We start from the raw sequence: 16,443 nt of genomic DNA, 5'->3' as shown, positions 1-16,443 counted from the left end.
GCCTGCTGCGCAGTGGGTCCACCCCCTGCCTGCTGACGGTCCTGCGGCTGGCGGCGTACCAGGAGACGGGCAGGAGGAGCGATCCGGACCTGGCGGCGGCACTGGTGCGTGCCGGTCGTCTCGCCCTGGCGGTCGAGCTGGTTCGCTCGGGCGCCGGTCGGGCCAGGCCGGAGGAGGATCTCGTCCACCTGGTGCGGACGGCGGGCGAGGCCGGGGATCTGGACGGTGCGCGGGCGCTCGCCGAGTCGCTGACCGACCGCGCGCTGCGGGACAGCGCCCTGGTCGCCCACATCCCGGCGGTGGCACGCGCCGGTGACCACGAGGGTGCCGCCGGCCTGGCGCGGACGGTCCGCTACCCGCACAACTGGCCGCGTGCCTGGGCCGGGCTGGCGAAGGCGGTGGCGGACGGCGGCGACCTCCCGGCCGCACTCGGGTACGCCGCCAGAGCCGTCGAGTGCGCCGGCGCCGGCGCGGAGTCGGGGCGCGCGCTCGTGACGGCGATGGAGATCGCGTATGCCGCCGGCGACCACGTTCTGGCGGGCATGTTCGCCGACCGCGTGGAGGACCTCGTCCGCCGCGAGGGCCGCAAGGGTACCGGGCAGCGCGCGTCCCTCGTCGCGGTGCTGGCCTTCGAGGCCCGCATCGGCGACCTGGGCCGGCTCGACGCCGTGCTGCGCAGCGTGGCCCGTGCCGCCGCGAGGGCGGCCGAGGAGGCCGAGGCCGCGGCGACGGGGTCGCGGGAGCGTGACGCCGACCCCGATGTCCTGTGCCTCACGATCCGCGCCCGGCCCAGCCCGCACTTCGACGCGAGGATCGTGCCCGAGCTGCTGGAGGCGATCGCCGAGAGCGCCGACCGGGAGGTGGCCCTCGCCCTGGCCGACCGGGCCGAGGAACTGCTCCGCCGCGACGCCGGCTTCGAGGGCTTCGCGCTGCGGGAGGCCGTGACCTTGCTGCTGGCCCGGCACGGGCAGGTCGAGCGGGCCACGGCGCTCGCCGACCGGATCGTCGATCCCGATCTGCGGGCGGCGCGGAAGGCCGGAGTCGTCGAGGCGCTGGCCCGGTCCGGGGACACGGACCGGGCCGAGGCCCTCGCTCATGCCCTGGCCGACCGCCGGGCGCGGAGCCGGGCCTTGATGGCGGTCGTCGGCGAGCTGGCCCGGCGCGGCGAGACGGCCCGGGCCGAGGCCCTCGTCCCCGCGATTCCCGACCGCTGGGGGCGGGGCGAGGCACTCGTCGACGTCGTCGGTGCGCTGGCCCGCCAGGGTGAGCCGGAGCGGGCCGAGGACCTGGCCCACACGATCCCCCACGGCCGGGCGCGGGCGCGGGCCCTGGCCGCCCTGGTGGAACGGTCGGAGCCCGCCCGCGCCCGCAGGCTGGCCGCCCGGGCCGTGTTCCTCGGCGGCTGGGCGATGATCCTCGACGACCTGGAGGAGATCGCCCCCGGTGGGACAGTGGCCATCGCCGACGAGGAAATGCGCCGGCGGAAGGCACGCACTCCCGGCACGGGGGCGACACAACGATGAGGACGGCCCCCGGGCCGTCGGCCGTGACGCGGGGCTGAGAGCGGCGCGGGAACGGACGAGGCGGGCCGACCCCCGTACGGGAGCGGAGCAGGAGCGGGACCCGCCTTCGGCGATGCACTCCGCGGGACCTGTCGGCGATGGCGGGCGAACGGAAGTTCCTGATGGTCGCGGACTCCAAGCTGGTGTCCTATGCGAACATCGCCGCCTTGCAGACCGCCGGGGTGGAGTTCATCGCACCGGTCCCAGCCGCGCAGGTCAAGGACGAGGTCTACGCTGCCCTCGATCTGGAACAGGCTTCGGTGGTGGACTGGGTGCCCGACCGGGAGGCGGGCAAGGCACCTGCCGAGCGGGAGGTCTATCGGGTACTGGAGGACGTCCACACCCTGGCCGGGCCGCGCAAGCGCGACCCGGTGCTCACAGTGCGCCGGATCCTGGTCCACTCCACCGCCAACGCCAAAGGTCAGCAGGCCGCCCGCGCCAAGCGCCTGGCCAAAGCCACCGAGGAGCTGGACAAGCTCGCCCGTGCGGCGGGCGGACGGCATTACAAGACTCGGGAGAAGATCGCCGCCCGGGTCGGGGTCATCGCCGCCCGCCGCCGTGTGGTCTCGTGCCTGCGCTGGCACATCACCGAGGACGAGGCCGGCACCCCGGGCCTGGACTGGCATGTCGATCACCAGGCGCTGGATGCCGAGGCCGCCGTCGACGGCTGGTACGCACTGCTGGCCGGCCTGTCCGCCGACAAGGCCGACCCCGCGCAGGTCCTGGTCCACTACAAGGGCCAAGGCGCGGTCGAGCGCCGCTACGCGGACTTCAAGGGCCCGCTCGCCGTCGCTCCGCTGTTCGTGCAGCACAACCACCGCGTCGCGGCTCTGGTCCAGGTGATCTGCCTGGCACTGCTGGTGTTCTGCCTGATCGAACGCCAGGTCAGACGGGCGCTTGGCCCCGAACAGACCATGGTCGGCCTCTCTCCGGACAACCGCCGGGTCCGCCCCACCGGCCGGATGATCCTCTATCACCTCGGCGAACTCACCCTGCGCATCGGCAGCATCGTCGACCGGCCGATAGTGCAGATCACCCGCGGCGTTCAACTCCACCTCCTCGAACTCCTCGGCATCGAAGTCACCCAAACCCGCTGGCCACAGACCTGAACCGGTGACCCCTGCAGTGCAGGCCCAGCCCTCGGGGCCAGCCCCGTACGATCAGATGCCGTGATCACGACCAGGGCAGACGGCCTCACCCTCGATACCGACCCCGCGCGCATCGATCTCGACCGCGTGCACCATTGGCTTTCCACTGACGCTTTCTGGGCTCTGGGCCGGAGTCGAGAGACCGTGGCGCGATCGATCGAGCACTCGCTCGTCTTCGGTGTCTACACCCCGGACACCGCCGGGCAAATCGCATTCGCCCGAGTCGTCACGGACTACGCCACCTTCGGTTGGCTTTGCGACGTCTACGTCGCCCGCGAGTCACGCGGCCGGGGCATCGGTACCTGGCTGGCGGAGTCGGTCGTCGCGGCGCTGGCGCCCTACCGGCTGAAGCGGTTGATGCTCTCCACGTTGGACGCGCACGAAGTCTACGCACGTGCTGGCTTCTCGGCCGTGGCCGAACCAGAGAAGCTGATGTTGATCACCGCGCCAGCCACTTCGACGGTTCCGACCGAACCGGCAACCGGAGGCGTAAAGCCACTGGCCACAGACCTGAAACGGTGACCCGCGAAGTACGGGACCAGCAGGGCGTCGGTGTAGAGGGAGAACTGCAGAGCGGCATCGACCAGCGTGTCCAGGTCGACGTCAGCGGGGTCGAAGCTCTCCCAGTCGGCGCGGGGAGACCGACGGCGGCGATCGGCCCGAGGTTGCCTCACCAGTGACCGGTCTGGCGCCGAGCCGGTTGCACCGGCATGACGGCCACTCCGCTGTTCGCGCCGCCGTTGCACTCCGACACCCGCGACGAGAGGGCGTTCCCGACGGCGAGGACCAGGCGCGGCGCGCTGCCGAACAGGCGGCGCTGCACCGGGCCGCCGACGCGGGGAGGCGGCGGCCGCGTGGGTGCGTGTGCTGGCCGGCCACCAGGACGAGGAGGACCACGGCCGGCTGCTGGAACGGGTGGCCGAGGCGATCGTCCGGGCGAGCAGCCGCGAGATCGTCCCGGGCAGCAACGGCCTGCTGACCGAAGGACCTCGCTACACGCTGGCTGCGGACATGGTGCTCGGCGCCCTGTACTCCACCGGCACGCTACCCCAGCTCCACCCCGGCGAGCGGATGCCGCTGATCGTCGTCTGCTCGATCACCACCGCCTTCCCGTCCTGCGTGCTCGGCGGCCTGCCCCGCGAACTCGGACTCCTCGCCGCCGAATTCGAGGCCGCCACCGTCGGCCGCCGCGCCGCCCGCCTGGCACCACCGGTCGTCGCCGCTACCTCCGTCTTGCCCGCCACTGGCCCTGGACCTACGTGATCACCAGCGCTCTCAGTCGCCTGCAATCGCTGCCGAACCCCGGCTGACCAGCAATAACGGCCCATCCCGACGAGCAGCCCTGCCCCCGGAGTCGTGGAACCCGGCGCCCACTCGACGCGACAGCCGGGCCACCGCCCTGCCCTTCACCAGCCCGAGAAGCCGAAACGGCCCGCCCGAGAAACCGACGGGCCGTCACGAAAGATCGAGGTTGGCGACAGAGCCCAGAAGTTGGACCAGAACCACGATTCGTGATCGAAGCACAACCTTGCCTGACCCACCGATCGGGATCCCCCGATCGGGATCCTGCAGGGCCGGCCCAAGACGAAGTGGGGCTGGCCCCCGCCAGCCATCCTCCAGACCGGCCGACCATGACACGTGGGGAACGCGGATACCGAGTCTGAACACCCGGAAGGCATGGGCCGAAGCGCGTGGCACAGCTCCCGCGCGACTCCGGCGTTCACTGCGCGAGACGGTGAGGTCGGCGGGTAGGCCGCCAGCATCCGCCGCGATTCGACGCCGCCAACACGGACGCCGGGGCGCCGGCCAGCACCTCGCTGCTGTGCTCACCGCCGCCGGCCGTCCGGGACTGAGTTTGTGATTATCGGTTGGTGCCGTAGAGTCGGGACCACCGACGCGGGGTGGAGCAGCTCGGTAGCTCGCTGGGCTCATAACCCAGAGGTCGCAGGTTCAAATCCTGTCCCCGCTACCAACAGACGCCGGGGCTGACGTACATCGTGCGTCAGCCCCGGCGTTCTTCCGCGTTCCAAGCCGCTGCTCCACCAAGGGCGTACCCGGCTGGACAGCACCCCGAGCGCCTTGTTGATCTGCGGCTTCCAGCTGGGCCCGGCCGCCGCGCTGGAGACCGTGGCGTGCGAGACGCCAAGCCGTTCCGCCGGATTCGTTGTCGGGAAGTTGCCCCTCCCACGGACCGGGCAGATGACGCGGGGGTCAGGGCCAGCTTGCGGGCACGGTGTCCTTCGTCACCAGCCTGTTGCTGGACCAGCAGAGTCGGTAGATGTCGACCTCTTCCAACAGGTTGCGGCCGGAACGGTAGAACTCGCACGTGGCGCCGGGCGGCCGGGGTGCGGAACGGGCGTGGTCGGGCGGGTAGGGGTAGGCGCGGGCGGGCAGCAGAGGGGTGAGTTCGACGCGCGGCCGACCGATGGTCAGCTCGTCGAACCGGGATGGCGGCAGCACGCTCGTCGTCAGTTGCCAGGCCAGATAGACGGCGGCGGGCACGAAGAAGGCGGCTGCGACGACCGGCGCTGCGAAGGCAGCGATGGAGCGGCGGCGAGCAGCGCTCCGTACGGAGGCGAGCCGCCTGGCGCTCTCTGGTGTGACGGCGTCCGTGTTGAGGGCTCGGGGGGAAGCGGTCCCGGACGGCAACGCGGACTCGGTGTGCCGCCCGCGGGTCCTGGCCTGTGTTCCGGGCGCCGTCCCGGGTCCCGGAGGCGGTGTCCTCGGGTGGGCCGCGGCCTGGTGCGGGAGGACGGCGGTGACGCAGAACCCGTCCTGATACGGGCCGCTCCACAAGGAGCCTCCGAGAACCGACACCCGCTCCCGAAGCCCCATCAGGCCCCGGCGGCCGACGCCAGATGTCGGGCCTTCGGCCGTGTGCGCCGGCCCGTCAGCCGGTGGAGCGGCGTTCACGACGCTCACGCGGGTACGGTCGGCCTCGTGTGTGATCCGCACCCGGATCGCACCGTCCGGCGCGTGCTTCATGGCATTGGTGAGGGCCTCCTGCACCACCCGGTACATCCCGCGCTCGACCAGCGGGGACAGCGTGGGCACCGCCCCGCGCCGCTCCCAGCGCACCGGCACCCCGGAGGCGACCGCCCGTGCGAGGAGGTCCTCGACGGTGTCGTTGACGGGCAGGCCCGCACCTGTTTCCGTTCCGGGCGGGTCGTGCAGGACGGCGACGGTCTCCCGCAGTTGTTCCACCGCGTCCGCGATCGTCCCGCGCAGTTCGGCGACTTCGGCGCGATCGCGGTCCGTGAGGTCGGGGGAGAGTTCCAGGGCCCCGGCGCGCAGGGCGACCAGGCTCAGGGCGTGGCCGAGGGAGTCGTGCATGTCGGCCGCGATGTCCGCGCGTTCGGTCAGCCGCGCCCGCTCCGCGACCAGGTGTTGCCGCTCTTCCAGGCTCCGGGCCAGCCGCCAGCCCTCCCGCACGAGTTCGCGCCGGCCACGCCAGTGCCGTCCGGCCAGCCAGGGCAGCAGAAGGGCGGAAGGCAGCACGGTCAGCGCGTAGAACCACCAGACGGCCTGCGTCCGCAGCACCGCGCACGTCGCGAGATCGGCCGCGAGGCACCCGGCGAGCACCAGGAGCGGGCGCCGTGCCGCGGCGACCCGGGCGCCCAGCACACAACTCAGGGCGGCCAGCGACAGGACCTGGGCGTTGGCGGGGGTCGCGGAGTCGGCCAGACCCAGCGCGCACAGCCCGTTGACGAGGACGACCGCGGCCCCCGGTCGACGGCGGGCCAGTGGCACGGCCACCGCCAGGACGGCCAACGGGAGGAGCAGGTCCAGGGCCGGCGAGGCCGCGCCCGCTTCCCGGAACCCGTAGCCGGTGGCGGCAGCGAGCACGCTCCACAGGGCCACGTCGCCGCGTACGGACCTTGCTGAAGGTATGCGCGTGTGCAGCATGACGCGTCGACTGTCCTTTCGATGGTTGTCCTCACCTGCCCGGGTCGATTCTGTGGGACGGGCCCGGACGTCCGACCATGGGGTGGGCACGGTGAGGGCGTCCGGGCCGGTTCCGACGCGGGGTCAGGCGTCCCGGCGGCGCAGCACGTACAGGCCGATCAGGTGTGCGGTCGCGGCCCACGCCGCCACGATCAGGACCGCCGTCGCCGGTGGGTACGGGGCCTCGGCGCCGATGCGCATGAAGTGGTCTCCGGATCCGTGCGGCAGATGGTCGTTGACGTCCGCGAGCGTCGGGCCTCCGAGCCCCAGGAGCACGCTCGGCAGTGCCCACAGGAGTGTGACGAGGATTGAGAGCGCGTCGGCCGGGTGGCGCGTGGCGAACGCCACCCCGACGGTCAGCACGGCGACCAACGCCTGGTAGAGACCTACCGCGAGGACCTGCCGGAGGCTCGGGCCTGTCTCGAAGGAAGCCCGTCCGTCGAACGCCACCCAGGCCACCGCCGTGCCCACGACGGCGAATGTGGTGCCGGCGACGAACGCGACCACGGCCGCCACCAGTGCCTTCGCCGCCTGGACCCGATGCCGCCGGGGCACCCACAGCAGGGAGGCCCGCACGCTCCCCGTCGAGTATTCGGAAGTCACCGCGACCGTGGCCAGGACGACGACGGCGAACTGGGCGAGGACGGCGGAGGAGGCCGCCGCGTTCCCGACGGGCTGGATCGGATGCCCGTTGATGCGGGCGATCGAGGCGTAGTAGTAGGTGAAGACGCCGGTGATCGCGAGGCCCGCCAGAAGGCAGAGACAAGGGGCCCGGACGGACCACAGTTTGGTCCATTCGGAGGCGATCGCCCCGGCGAAGCCACCGGGTGCGCCCCGGCCAGGGGTGTCGGGCACGGCCCTGGGCGGGTCCGTCGGCCTGTCGGGTGTCGTCGTCGTGGTCACTGTCGTCCCCCTTCGTTCGGCGCCGCGGCCTCGTCGGTCGTGTCCGCGCCTTTGCCGCCCGTCGTGTACTCGGTGCTGCGCGCGGTCAGGTCCATGTACGCCTGCTCCAGCGAGACCCGGACATCGCACAGCTGGTGCAACCGGACCCGGCAATGGTGGGCCAGGTCACCGATCTCGGCGGCGGTGCGGCCCTCGACGGTGAGTTCGCCGGACGCGGACGTCTCGACACTCACCCCCTCAGCCGTCATCAGGCGACGGACCAGCGTCGCCCGCTCCCCGGGGTCGGGCACCGCGGCGCGCGCCGACGCGGGAGAGGCGGCGGCGAGGAACTCCGTCATGGAGGTGTCGCTCAGCAGCCGGCCCCGTCCGATGACGACGAGATGGTCAGCCGTCAGCTGCATCTCGCTCATCAGATGGCTGGAGAGGAACACGGTGCGTCCTTCCGCCGCCCGGTCACGGACGAGCCGACGGATCCAGCGCACACCGTCCGGGTCGAGGCCGTTGACCGGCTCGTCCAGGACGAGCACCGGCGGATCGCCGAGCAGGGCGCCCGCCACCCCGAGCCGCCCGCTCATGCCGAGCGAGTACGTGCCCGCCGGCCGGCGGGCCGCCTTGGTCAGGCCCACCGTCTCCAGCACCTCGTCCACGCGGCGTACCGGGATGCCGTTGGCCCGGGCCTGGGCGAGCAGGTGCGTGCGGCCGGAACGGGCCGGGTGGACGGCCCGGGCGTCCAGCATCGCGCCGACCGCACACAGCGGCCGTCGCAGGTCCGCGTAGGGCCGGCCGGCGATCAGGGCCCGCCCGCGGGTGGGGTGGTCCAGGCCCAGGATCATGCGCATCGTGGTGGACTTCCCGGCCCCGTTGGGGCCGAGGAAGCCGGTCACGCGGCCGGCCTGGACGTCGAGTGTCAGCTCGTCCACGGCGAGGGTGTCGCCATAGCGTTTGGTGAGTCCTTGGAGGGTGATCACGGAGTTCCTTCATGTAGGTCGCGGACCGCGGAATACAGCACGCGGACGTCGACGGTGGCGCGCACCGGCCGACGCGTGATGGGCCTGGCCCGGGGCGGCCGCCTCGTTTTCCGTACGGAAGCGACGCTAGGAGTCCGCGGCGTCGGCGCCCATTGGTCGAACGGCAGCGGCGTCCTGCCTTTCGTCGGGGGTATGCCCCGACCCGGGGCGGATCTGCGGGACTTGCCGTTCGCACGGTGGTGCGTCGGCCGTAGGCTCGCCGCGTGGAAGAGACGACACCGAGCAGCCGGCCGGTCCGGGTCCTGGTGGCCGACGACGAGGCGATGGTCCGGGCTGGTGTGCGGGCCATCCTCGCCAGGGACCCGCACGTCGAAGTGGTCGCCGAGGCGGGTGACGGGCACGAGGCCATCGCGCTCACCCGCCGGTACCGGCCGGACGTGGTCCTGTTGGACATCCAGATGCCCGGCTTGGACGGGCTGACAGCAGCGGCGCGGCTCCACCGAGAGCCGACGGCAGTCGGTGTGATCATGCTGACGACCTTCGGTCAGGACGAGTACGTCACCCGCGCCCTGGAGGAGGGCGCCGACGGCTTCCTGCTGAAGGCGGACGACCCGAGGGAACTGCTCAACGGGGTACGGGCGGTGGGAGCCGGCGGGGCCTACCTGTCCCCGCGGGTCGCCGGCCGAGTCATCGCCGGGCTGCGCGCCCACCGGGCGGCACATCCCCACCGCTCGCTGGAGCGACTCACGGAACGGGAGCGCGAGGTGCTGGCCGGACTCGGGACGGGGCTGTCCAACGCGGAGATAGCGAGCCAGCTGCACCTGGTCGAGGGCACGGTGAAGGCGCACGTCAGCGCGGTGCTCGCGAAGCTGGGCGCCCGCAACCGGGTGGAGGCGGCCATCGCCGCGTACGAAGCCGGCCTGATCCTGCCACGCCGTGGCTGACTCGGTGCCAGCGTCCCGCCACGTGCCGATCAGCGCGGCCGGTCTCCTCGCACATGCCGGGGGTCTTCGCCGGTTCCGGCCCGTCCGCGCTGACGGGCCGGAACCGGGGAACGGTCACACGCCGATGAAGCTCACCGTTCCGTTCGACACTGCCGTCGTCGCGGTCCGGCGGTTGCGGGAGGCGGGTGTGCCCGCGGCCGTCCGGTGCACCTGGTGCGACCGGACGGTGCCCGGCGACGGGACGCCGCTCGGTCCGGGGCCCTGTGCGTTCCGCTACTGGCCGAGCGCCCATTGCCTGGCGAATTCCCTCACCAGCTGTGACTGCGGGTTCTGCGCCACCTTCGGGCCCACCCGCCTCACCCGCTGAACGCCCTGGCGCGCCTGGGGGCGGCACCGGGGCTGGAGGGTGAGCACGGGTGGGCCGGGGGCCGTCAGGCGGCCGGCCAGCCGTGGTGGGTCAGGCCGCCGGGGTCGGTGAGGGCGCCGTGGATGCCGGCGGCGGGGTAGGGGATCAGGTCGTCGGGCAGGCCGTCCTCGGTGAACCAGCGCAGGTCCAGGCACTTGTCGGGTTCGCGGTTGACCGGCTCGCCCTCCCACGCGGTGGCGAGGTAGAACAGCCCGAGGCGCAGGGTCGCCGGGTCCTGGTGGTGCAGGACGGTGTGGGCGAGGTGGAGGCGGGCCGGGTCGGTGGTGATCCCGGTCTCCTCCTCCAGTTCGCGGGCGGCGCCGTGGGCCGGCTTCTCGCCGGGGTCGAGTTTGCCGCTGGGGGCGTGCCACTGGCCGTAGCCGTAGGGGCCGCCGCGCTGGGAGAGCAGGATCTTGCCGTCCGGGGTGCGCAGGACGACGTGGACGTCCACGACGGGAAGCGGGATGGGACTCGTGTCGCTGGTGCTCATGTTCTCTCTAACTCCCGTACGGGATTTTGGTGTTGGTCGTCCGGGGCGGGACCGCCTCCAGGATGGCCTGTGCGGTCTGTTCGGGGGTCAGGTGGGTGGTGTCCACGGTGTGGAGCCGGTAGCCGAGCCGTTCGAGCACGGGGACGGCCTCCTGGTAGAGCCGCAGTTCGCGGGCGGTGGCGGCGGCGTCGAGTTCGAAGCGGTGCCGGGTGCCGCGGTGGGCGAGGCGGCGCTGCACGGTGTCGGGGTCGGCGGTGAGGAGGACCGCGAGGTCGGGGACGTCCGCGCCCTCGTTGACGGTGAGGAGGAAGTCGGTGTCGACGCCGTCGGCGCGCTGGAGGACGAGGGTGGAGGGCAGGTAGCGGTCCAGCAGCACGGTGGTGCCGGCGGCGCGGCGGGGGCGGACGTCGGTGTCGAGCTGGTGGAGGCGGTCGGCGGCGACGGCCAGGGCGAGGGCGCGGCCGCGCATCGTCGCGGCGCTCGCGCGCACGGCCTGTCCGTAGGGGGTGGCGGAGGGGCCGGTGGCGGTGTGGACGGTGTGTCCGGCCGCCCGCAGGGCGCGGGCGGTGGCGGCGACGGCGGTGGACTTGCCCAGGCCGCTGGGCCCGTCCACGGTGAGCAGCAGGCCGGTCACGCGTCGACCTCCCGGCGGGCCGCGGCCGCGGCGGTGTTGCGGTGGTGCTGTTCGCGGGAGATGTCGGCGAGCCAGTCGTACAGCCGGGTGAGGGGGACGTGGCCGAACTGCTGGCCGGTGGCGAAGTTGAACTCGTCGCGGCCGCGCATCGCCTCGTCGGCGCCGTGCCCGGTGAGGTCGACGTCCCGATAGGTCTGCAGGGCCTCGGGGTCCCAGCCCTGCCGGACGAGGTCGGCGAAGACGGGCGAGCCGGGGTAGGGGCGGAAGGTGAACGCGGAGGCGCGGAAGGTGCCGGGCAGGCGGTCGGACAGGGCCCAGAGTGCGCGGATGTGGGCGAGGGTGGCGAGGGCGTCGTCCCTGGTCTCGCCGGGGTAACCGAGGATGAAGTACCCCTTCACGCCGATGCCCTTCTCCAGCAGCCGGCGGGCGACGGTGAGGGTCATGGCGGGGGTGATCCGCTTGTCCACCGCTTCCAGGACCGGGGCGGAGCCGGATTTGATGCCCAGCGCGACCTCGCGCAGTCCGTTGGTGCGCAGCCGCTCCAGCACGGTGTCGCTCTCGCGGTCGAGGACGTTGACGCGGCCGGTGGCGTCCCACACGTACCTCTCGCCGACGCGCTCGGCGGCGAAGGCGTCCAGGGCGGGGTGGATGACGCGGCGGGCGCCGAGGAAGAGGTCGTCCACCGCGCGGAAGGCCGTGCAGCCGAAGTCGGCGTCGAGCCGGTGCATCTCGGCGATGACGTCCTCGGGGGCGCGGGTGCGGATGCTGACCTCGGGGTTCATGGAGGCGGCGGCGCCGCAGAACCCGCACTCGTAGGGGCAGCCGCGCGAGCACACCAGGTTGGCCTCGATGCGGCCGTCGGCGGCCCGGTACGGGTCCTGGGTGAGGAAGCGGCGGTCGACGGCGAGGGCGTTGATGTCCGGGGCGAGCCAGCGGGCGGTGTCGCCGCGTCGCGGGATGCCGCAGGCGGTGGTGGAGAGCAGGCGGTCGCGCCACATCACCTTCGGCAGTTCGCGGCGCCGGTGGACGTCCCCGAGCAGGGCGGTGACCCGGGTCTCGCCCTCGCCGATCACCAGGGCCTCCAGGCGGGCGAAGCGCGGGTCGGCCAGGACGCGCTGCGGGTCGGCCTTGGCGTGGTGGCCGCCGGCCATCAGTGCGATCGCCGGGTCCAGGGCGGCGGCGATCCGCGCCGTCAGCTCGTACGTCGGGGCGAGGAGGTTGAACGCGGCCCAGCGCGGCCGCAGCGCGTTGACGGCGTCGACGGTGTGCCGGATGCCGAGTCCGTGGGCCTCGGCGTCCAGGATCCCGACGTTGAAGCCGTGCGCGGCGGCGTGGGTGGCGATGTAGCCCATGCCGAGGACCGGCAGCGTGTAGTCGTTGACGCGCGGGCGCAGGCCGTAGTCGCGCAGCGGGGCGTTGACGAACAGGCAGTCGAGGGCGCGGTCCGGGTCGGCTCCGGCGACCAGGTCATGGGTGGTGCGGGTCTGTTCCTCCGAGCTGATGGGTGCGGGCATGGGCCCCCCAGGTGAGTGTCGACAGGGTGAGGGTGTGCAGGTGGCGCGGTTCGTCGCCGGCCAGGTGGTGCCAGTGCGCGCCGAACAGGGCCTCGGTCTTCTTCGGCTTGTCGGCGGCGGGCCAGGGATGGTCGGGAGCGATCCGGGCGGCCCAGGTGCGGACCGCGAGGTCGGCGTGCGGGTACACGGAGAAGTCGCCGGTGAAGTCGGCGGCGGCCGCGGCCGCCGTCCAGGGCCCGATCCGCGGCACGCCGACGAGCTCGGCGGCCAGGGCGGTGGCGTCCAGCTGCTCCCAGTGGGTGCGGTGCTCCAGGTAGGCGCCGGCGGCCGCGCGCAGCGCGGTGCGGTGGAACGTCGTTCCGACGGCGGCGAACTGCTCGTCGGTCAGGGTGAGGACGGTCTCGGGCGTCGGCGCGGTGCGGAGGGCCTGGCTGTGATGGGGGCCGTTGTCGGGGGCGGGCAGCTCGGTGCCGTGGGTCGCGCACCAGCCGCGGTAGAGGCGGCGGGCCTGGTCGGCGCGGACGACCTGGCGCAGGACCGCGGTGGTGATCGCGTCCCACAGCCACGGGTTGGCCACGCGCACGCTCGGCCCGAGGCCGCGCAGGCCGGTGAGGAGGGCGGCCGGGACGGTGCCGGGCAGCTGCCCCGGGTCGGTGGTGACGAGGGTGGGCTTGGTGTCCTCCGTGCCGTCCACGCAGGTCAGGTCGAGGCCGTCGGAGGTGAGGGTGGCCAGCCACTGGCCGTCGGCGGTGCGCAGGGGGCGCTGCCGGTGGCCGGTGGCGGTGTTCTCCTGCCAGGCCGGGTGATCGGTCGTCAGGACGGTGTGCACGGGGAGCTCCTTGCCTCGGGTGCCGCGACGGGTCGCCCCAGCTTGCCAACTCCGGGCGGCCGCCGGGGCCGGTTCGGCCGGTATCCCGCCGGTGCCGCAGCGCCGCAGCGCCGGAGTGCCGGGGCCGCGGGGCCGGGGGCTGGTCAGCGGCGTGCGGGCGGGAGGTCGATCACGCCGGCGGCGGCGAGGCTCCCGTAGAGCGCGTGGTGCTCGGCGTCGGTCATCCGGCGCGAGTGCACCGGTGCCTCGCCGTCGACGGGCGCGGGCCAGGCGGAGACCGGCGGGATCAGGTCGGCGGCGGCATGACGGACATGGTGGGTGCGACGGACATGGTGGGTTCGGCCGATGTGACGCTCAACCTCTGGCGCCGGCCGCTCGGCGAGGTGCCGGCCGAGGTGTGGGACCGCACCGAGCTGACCGTGCTCATCCTCGCCGACACCGGCATCAGCGAACTCTCCTCCGGTATCGGCCGGTTGAGCGCTCTGCGGACCCTCGACCTCGGGCACAACCGGCTCACCGCGCTGCCCGCCGAGCTCTGCGACCTCACCGGCCTCCGGGACTTCCTCTACCTGCACGACAATGCGCTGACCGCCCTGCCCGAGGCGCTCGGACGGCTCACCGCGCTGCGCTACCTCAACGTCGGCGAGAACCGGCTCACCGAACTCCCGTCCACCATCGGCGACTTGGCCTCGCTGATCGAGCTGCGCGCGCAGCACAACCGGCTCACCGCTCTGCCGGAGGCGATCGGCGAACTCGGCGAGCTGCGCGAACTCTGGCTACGCGGGAACGAATTGACCGATCTGCCGGAGTCGGTCGGTCGGCTCGCCGGGCTGCGCGAGCTGGAGCTCCGGGAGAACGCCCTCACCGAACTGCCCGACGCGCTCGCCGGGCTCCCGCAGCTGCGCCGCCTCGACCTGCGCGGCAACCGGATCACCGAACTGCCCGACTGGCTGACCGATCCGGGCGCGCTGCCCGCGCTGGAGAAGCTGGACCTGCGGTGGAACGAGGTGCGGCCGCGGGGCCGGCTGCTGGCGGCGCTGGCCGCGCGCGGGTGCGTGACGCTCTTCTGAACCGCCGGGCTCCGGCCCGGGAGAAAAGATCATCGCCGACAGCGCGGAGCTGCTACCGTGGAACGCATGAAGCGCGCTGCACTCGCCACGACGACGCCGGAGAGAGTCCCGGCGCGCTGACTGCTGACCCAGTTCGAAGCCCCGGGGCGAGTGCCCCGGGGCTTCGCCGTTCCCGGACCCACTCGCCCGCCCACCCGAGTGGAGACCACCGCCATGAACGGCCGCCCCCCGCAGGACCGCTCCCCGCACGATCACGACCTGCACGACCGCCCGATGCACGACCACCGCAAGCTCGGCCGCGAACTCGACCTGTTCGACACCGACCCGCTGATGGGCTCCGGCCTGCCGTACTGGCTCCCCGACGGTGCCGCGATCCGGCACTCCCTGGAGGAGTTCATCCGCGGCCGCGAGCGCCGGGCCGGCTACCGCCACGTCTACTCCCCGGTGCTCGGCAAACGCGAGCTGTACGAGATCTCCGGCCACTGGGCGCACTACCGCGAGGACATGTTCCCGCCCATGGAACTGGGCGCCGAGGAGATGGTGCTGCGCCCCAGCCTCTGTCCGCACCACGCGCTGATCTACCGCTCACGCTCCCACAGCTACCGGGAACTGCCGCTGCGCATGGCGGAGTTGGGCGGCATGTACCGCTCCGAGCTGTCCGGGGTGCTGGGCGGGCTGACCAGGGTCCGGGCGATCCAGCTGAACGACGCCCACATCTTCTGCACCCCGGAGCAGGCGGCCGACGAGGCCGTCGCCGCACTGGAGCTGATCCGCGAGGCGCACCGGGCACTGGGCGTCGTCCCGGTCCGCTACCGGCTCTCGCTGCCCGGCGCGGGCGGCAAGTACGTGGCGGACCCGGAGCTCTGGGAGCGCGCCGTCGCCCTGCTCACCGAGGTGCTGGAGCGCTCCGGGGTGCCGTTCGAGGCGGCGGAGGGCGAGGCGGCGTTCTACGGGCCCAAGATCGACGTGCAGATCGCCGACGGCGCCGGCCGTGAGTTCACCCTCTCCACCGTGCAGATCGACTTCCACCAGCCGGAGCGGTTCAACCTGCACTACATCGGCGCGGACGGCGCCAAGCACCGCCCGGTGATGGTGCACCGCAGCGTGATCGGCAGCGTCGAGCGGGTGGTCGCCCACCTGATCGAGCTGTACGGCGGCGCGTTCCCGGCGTGGCTCGCGCCCGTCCAGGTGGTGCTGCTGCCCGTCTCCGAGGCCGAACTGCCGCAGGCCGAACGGTTCCGGCAGCGCTGCCTGGACCTCGGCCTGCGCGCCGAGGTCACCGGGCCCGAGCACGGAACCCTGGGCGCCCGGATCCGCGAGGCCCGGCTGGTGCCGTACCAGGCGGTGATCGGGGCGAAGGAGGCCGTGGACGACCGGGTCGCGCTGCGGTTGCGGGACGGCCGACGGCTGGAGCCGCTGCCGGCCGAGGAGGCGTGGGCGCGGATCGGCGCGCTGGTGGCGGCGTGCGACGCGGAACTGTGGGCGGAGGACGCCTCCCGGCGGTCGTAGGGCCCGGTCTCGGACGCCCGCCCGCGGGGCCTCGGTGGGGCCGTCCGGGGCATACGTACGACTAGTGCGGTGTGCGGTGTGTCGGTCGGGCCGAGGGCGGCGGCCGCCCGTCGAATGGGCCGGGCGGCCGAGTCCGTGGCCGCCGCTGTCCCCACCCGTACGGAGGTACTCCCGATGCGCATCCCACACGGCTTCGCCGTTCCCGCTCTGGCCGGCTGTCTCGCCCTCGCCGGAGCGGTGGCCGCCACCCCGGCAGGCTCGGCCGAGCTCCGCCCGCTGCCCAGCCCCGCCGTCCAGTACTGTGCCGCGGTGCTCGGGCACGTCCCGGGCGCCGACGCCGCCTCGCAGGCTCTCGGGCGGGCCTGTTCCTCGGACTTCCGGGCCGATCAACTCGCGCAGGCCGGAGGAGGATTCGAGGCGTACGGGCCGGCGGGCCACCCGTCGCTGCCGATGGAGTAGGCCCGGTCGGGGCGGTCCGCCGGCCGACCGCGCCGCACGAGGCGCAAGCCCCGTGCGGCGGG

The 16,443-nt window shown here is 73.3% G+C and carries 16 protein-coding genes and 1 tRNA gene; 10 read left to right on the top strand and 7 right to left on the bottom strand.

Annotation, left to right across the window (positions count from 1 at the left end):
- The 5 genes from ACIQOV_RS04140 to ACIQOV_RS04120 form a co-directional block, all read left to right on the top strand.
- Positions 1–1,523 (top strand): hypothetical protein (locus ACIQOV_RS04140; protein WP_401044657.1); only part of this gene is annotated, 1,523 nt, incomplete at its 5' end.
- Between the two features lie 137 nt (positions 1,524–1,660).
- On the top strand, positions 1,661–2,671 hold the full coding sequence (locus tag ACIQOV_RS04135; protein ID WP_401044655.1) for a hypothetical protein: 1,011 nt from the start codon (positions 1,661–1,663) through the stop codon (positions 2,669–2,671).
- 60 nt (positions 2,672–2,731) lie between these two features.
- The gene (locus ACIQOV_RS04130; RefSeq protein WP_331768538.1) at positions 2,732–3,232 is read left to right on the top strand and encodes a GNAT family N-acetyltransferase; all 501 of its coding nucleotides are present in this window, start codon (positions 2,732–2,734) and stop codon (positions 3,230–3,232) included.
- A gap of 336 nt (positions 3,233–3,568) precedes the next feature.
- Positions 3,569–3,973, top strand: coding sequence for a hypothetical protein (locus ACIQOV_RS04125; protein ID WP_401044660.1), 405 nt, complete (start codon positions 3,569–3,571; stop codon positions 3,971–3,973).
- A 632-nt stretch (positions 3,974–4,605) separates the two neighbouring features.
- Positions 4,606–4,682, top strand: a tRNA-Met gene (locus tag ACIQOV_RS04120).
- Between the two features lie 239 nt (positions 4,683–4,921).
- On the opposite strand, the gene ACIQOV_RS04115 is transcribed toward ACIQOV_RS04120, so the two are convergent.
- The 3 genes from ACIQOV_RS04115 to ACIQOV_RS04105 form a co-directional block, all read right to left on the bottom strand.
- Positions 4,922–6,616, bottom strand: a complete 1,695-nt coding sequence (locus ACIQOV_RS04115; protein WP_401044651.1) for a sensor histidine kinase — start codon at positions 6,614–6,616, stop codon at positions 4,922–4,924.
- 123 nt (positions 6,617–6,739) lie between these two features.
- Positions 6,740–7,510 (bottom strand): ABC transporter permease, encoded by a 771-nt coding sequence (locus tag ACIQOV_RS04110; protein WP_401044648.1) that lies wholly within the window; start codon positions 7,508–7,510, stop codon positions 6,740–6,742.
- Positions 7,511–7,554: 44 nt separating this feature from the next.
- Complete coding sequence (locus ACIQOV_RS04105; RefSeq protein WP_401044645.1) at positions 7,555–8,526, bottom strand: ATP-binding cassette domain-containing protein; 972 nt, start codon at positions 8,524–8,526, stop codon at positions 7,555–7,557.
- Positions 8,527–8,789: 263 nt separating this feature from the next.
- On the opposite strand from ACIQOV_RS04105, the gene ACIQOV_RS04100 reads away from it, so the two are divergent.
- Both ACIQOV_RS04100 and ACIQOV_RS04095 read left to right on the top strand, forming a co-directional pair.
- Positions 8,790–9,470, top strand: a complete 681-nt coding sequence (locus ACIQOV_RS04100) for a response regulator (RefSeq protein WP_401044643.1) — start codon at positions 8,790–8,792, stop codon at positions 9,468–9,470.
- Positions 9,471–9,594: 124 nt separating this feature from the next.
- On the top strand, positions 9,595–9,837 hold the full coding sequence (locus ACIQOV_RS04095) for a hypothetical protein (RefSeq protein WP_401044640.1): 243 nt from the start codon (positions 9,595–9,597) through the stop codon (positions 9,835–9,837).
- A 64-nt stretch (positions 9,838–9,901) separates the two neighbouring features.
- Here ACIQOV_RS04095 and ACIQOV_RS04090 read toward each other — a convergent pair whose 3' ends face one another.
- From ACIQOV_RS04090 to ACIQOV_RS04075, 4 genes are read right to left on the bottom strand one after another with little or no spacing between them, the layout of a single operon-like run.
- Positions 9,902–10,366, bottom strand: a complete 465-nt coding sequence (locus tag ACIQOV_RS04090; RefSeq protein ID WP_401044638.1) for an NUDIX domain-containing protein — start codon at positions 10,364–10,366, stop codon at positions 9,902–9,904.
- Between the two features lie 7 nt (positions 10,367–10,373).
- Entirely contained in the window at positions 10,374–11,000 is a 627-nt protein-coding gene (locus tag ACIQOV_RS04085) for a dTMP kinase (protein ID WP_331768529.1), read from the bottom strand.
- Positions 10,997–12,514, bottom strand: a complete 1,518-nt coding sequence (locus ACIQOV_RS04080) for a B12-binding domain-containing radical SAM protein (protein ID WP_401044635.1) — start codon at positions 12,512–12,514, stop codon at positions 10,997–10,999. The genes ACIQOV_RS04085 and ACIQOV_RS04080 overlap by 4 nt, the downstream gene beginning before the upstream one ends.
- Entirely contained in the window at positions 12,468–13,343 is an 876-nt protein-coding gene (locus tag ACIQOV_RS04075; protein ID WP_331768720.1) for a hypothetical protein, read from the bottom strand. The genes ACIQOV_RS04080 and ACIQOV_RS04075 overlap by 47 nt, the downstream gene beginning before the upstream one ends.
- A 302-nt stretch (positions 13,344–13,645) precedes the next feature.
- Between ACIQOV_RS04075 and ACIQOV_RS04070 the strand changes: the two genes are divergently transcribed.
- The 3 genes from ACIQOV_RS04070 (at position 13,646) to ACIQOV_RS04060 (ending at position 16,381) form a co-directional block, all read left to right on the top strand.
- Positions 13,646–14,413 (top strand): leucine-rich repeat domain-containing protein, encoded by a 768-nt coding sequence (locus ACIQOV_RS04070; RefSeq protein WP_401044632.1) that lies wholly within the window; start codon positions 13,646–13,648, stop codon positions 14,411–14,413.
- Positions 14,414–14,626: 213 nt separating this feature from the next.
- A complete protein-coding gene (gene thrS / locus ACIQOV_RS04065) occupies positions 14,627–15,922 on the top strand; it encodes a threonine--tRNA ligase (RefSeq protein WP_401044629.1) in 1,296 nt (431 codons plus the stop codon).
- A 174-nt stretch (positions 15,923–16,096) separates the two neighbouring features.
- Complete coding sequence (locus ACIQOV_RS04060) at positions 16,097–16,381, top strand: hypothetical protein (RefSeq protein ID WP_401044626.1); 285 nt, start codon at positions 16,097–16,099, stop codon at positions 16,379–16,381.
- Positions 16,382–16,443 lie beyond the last annotated feature (62 nt).

Source organism: Kitasatospora sp. NPDC091257 (assembly GCF_044757675.1).
GTDB classification, from domain to species: domain Bacteria; phylum Actinomycetota; class Actinomycetes; order Streptomycetales; family Streptomycetaceae; genus Kitasatospora; species Kitasatospora lactacystinica.
This window is presented reverse-complemented; position numbering and strand designations above follow the sequence as displayed.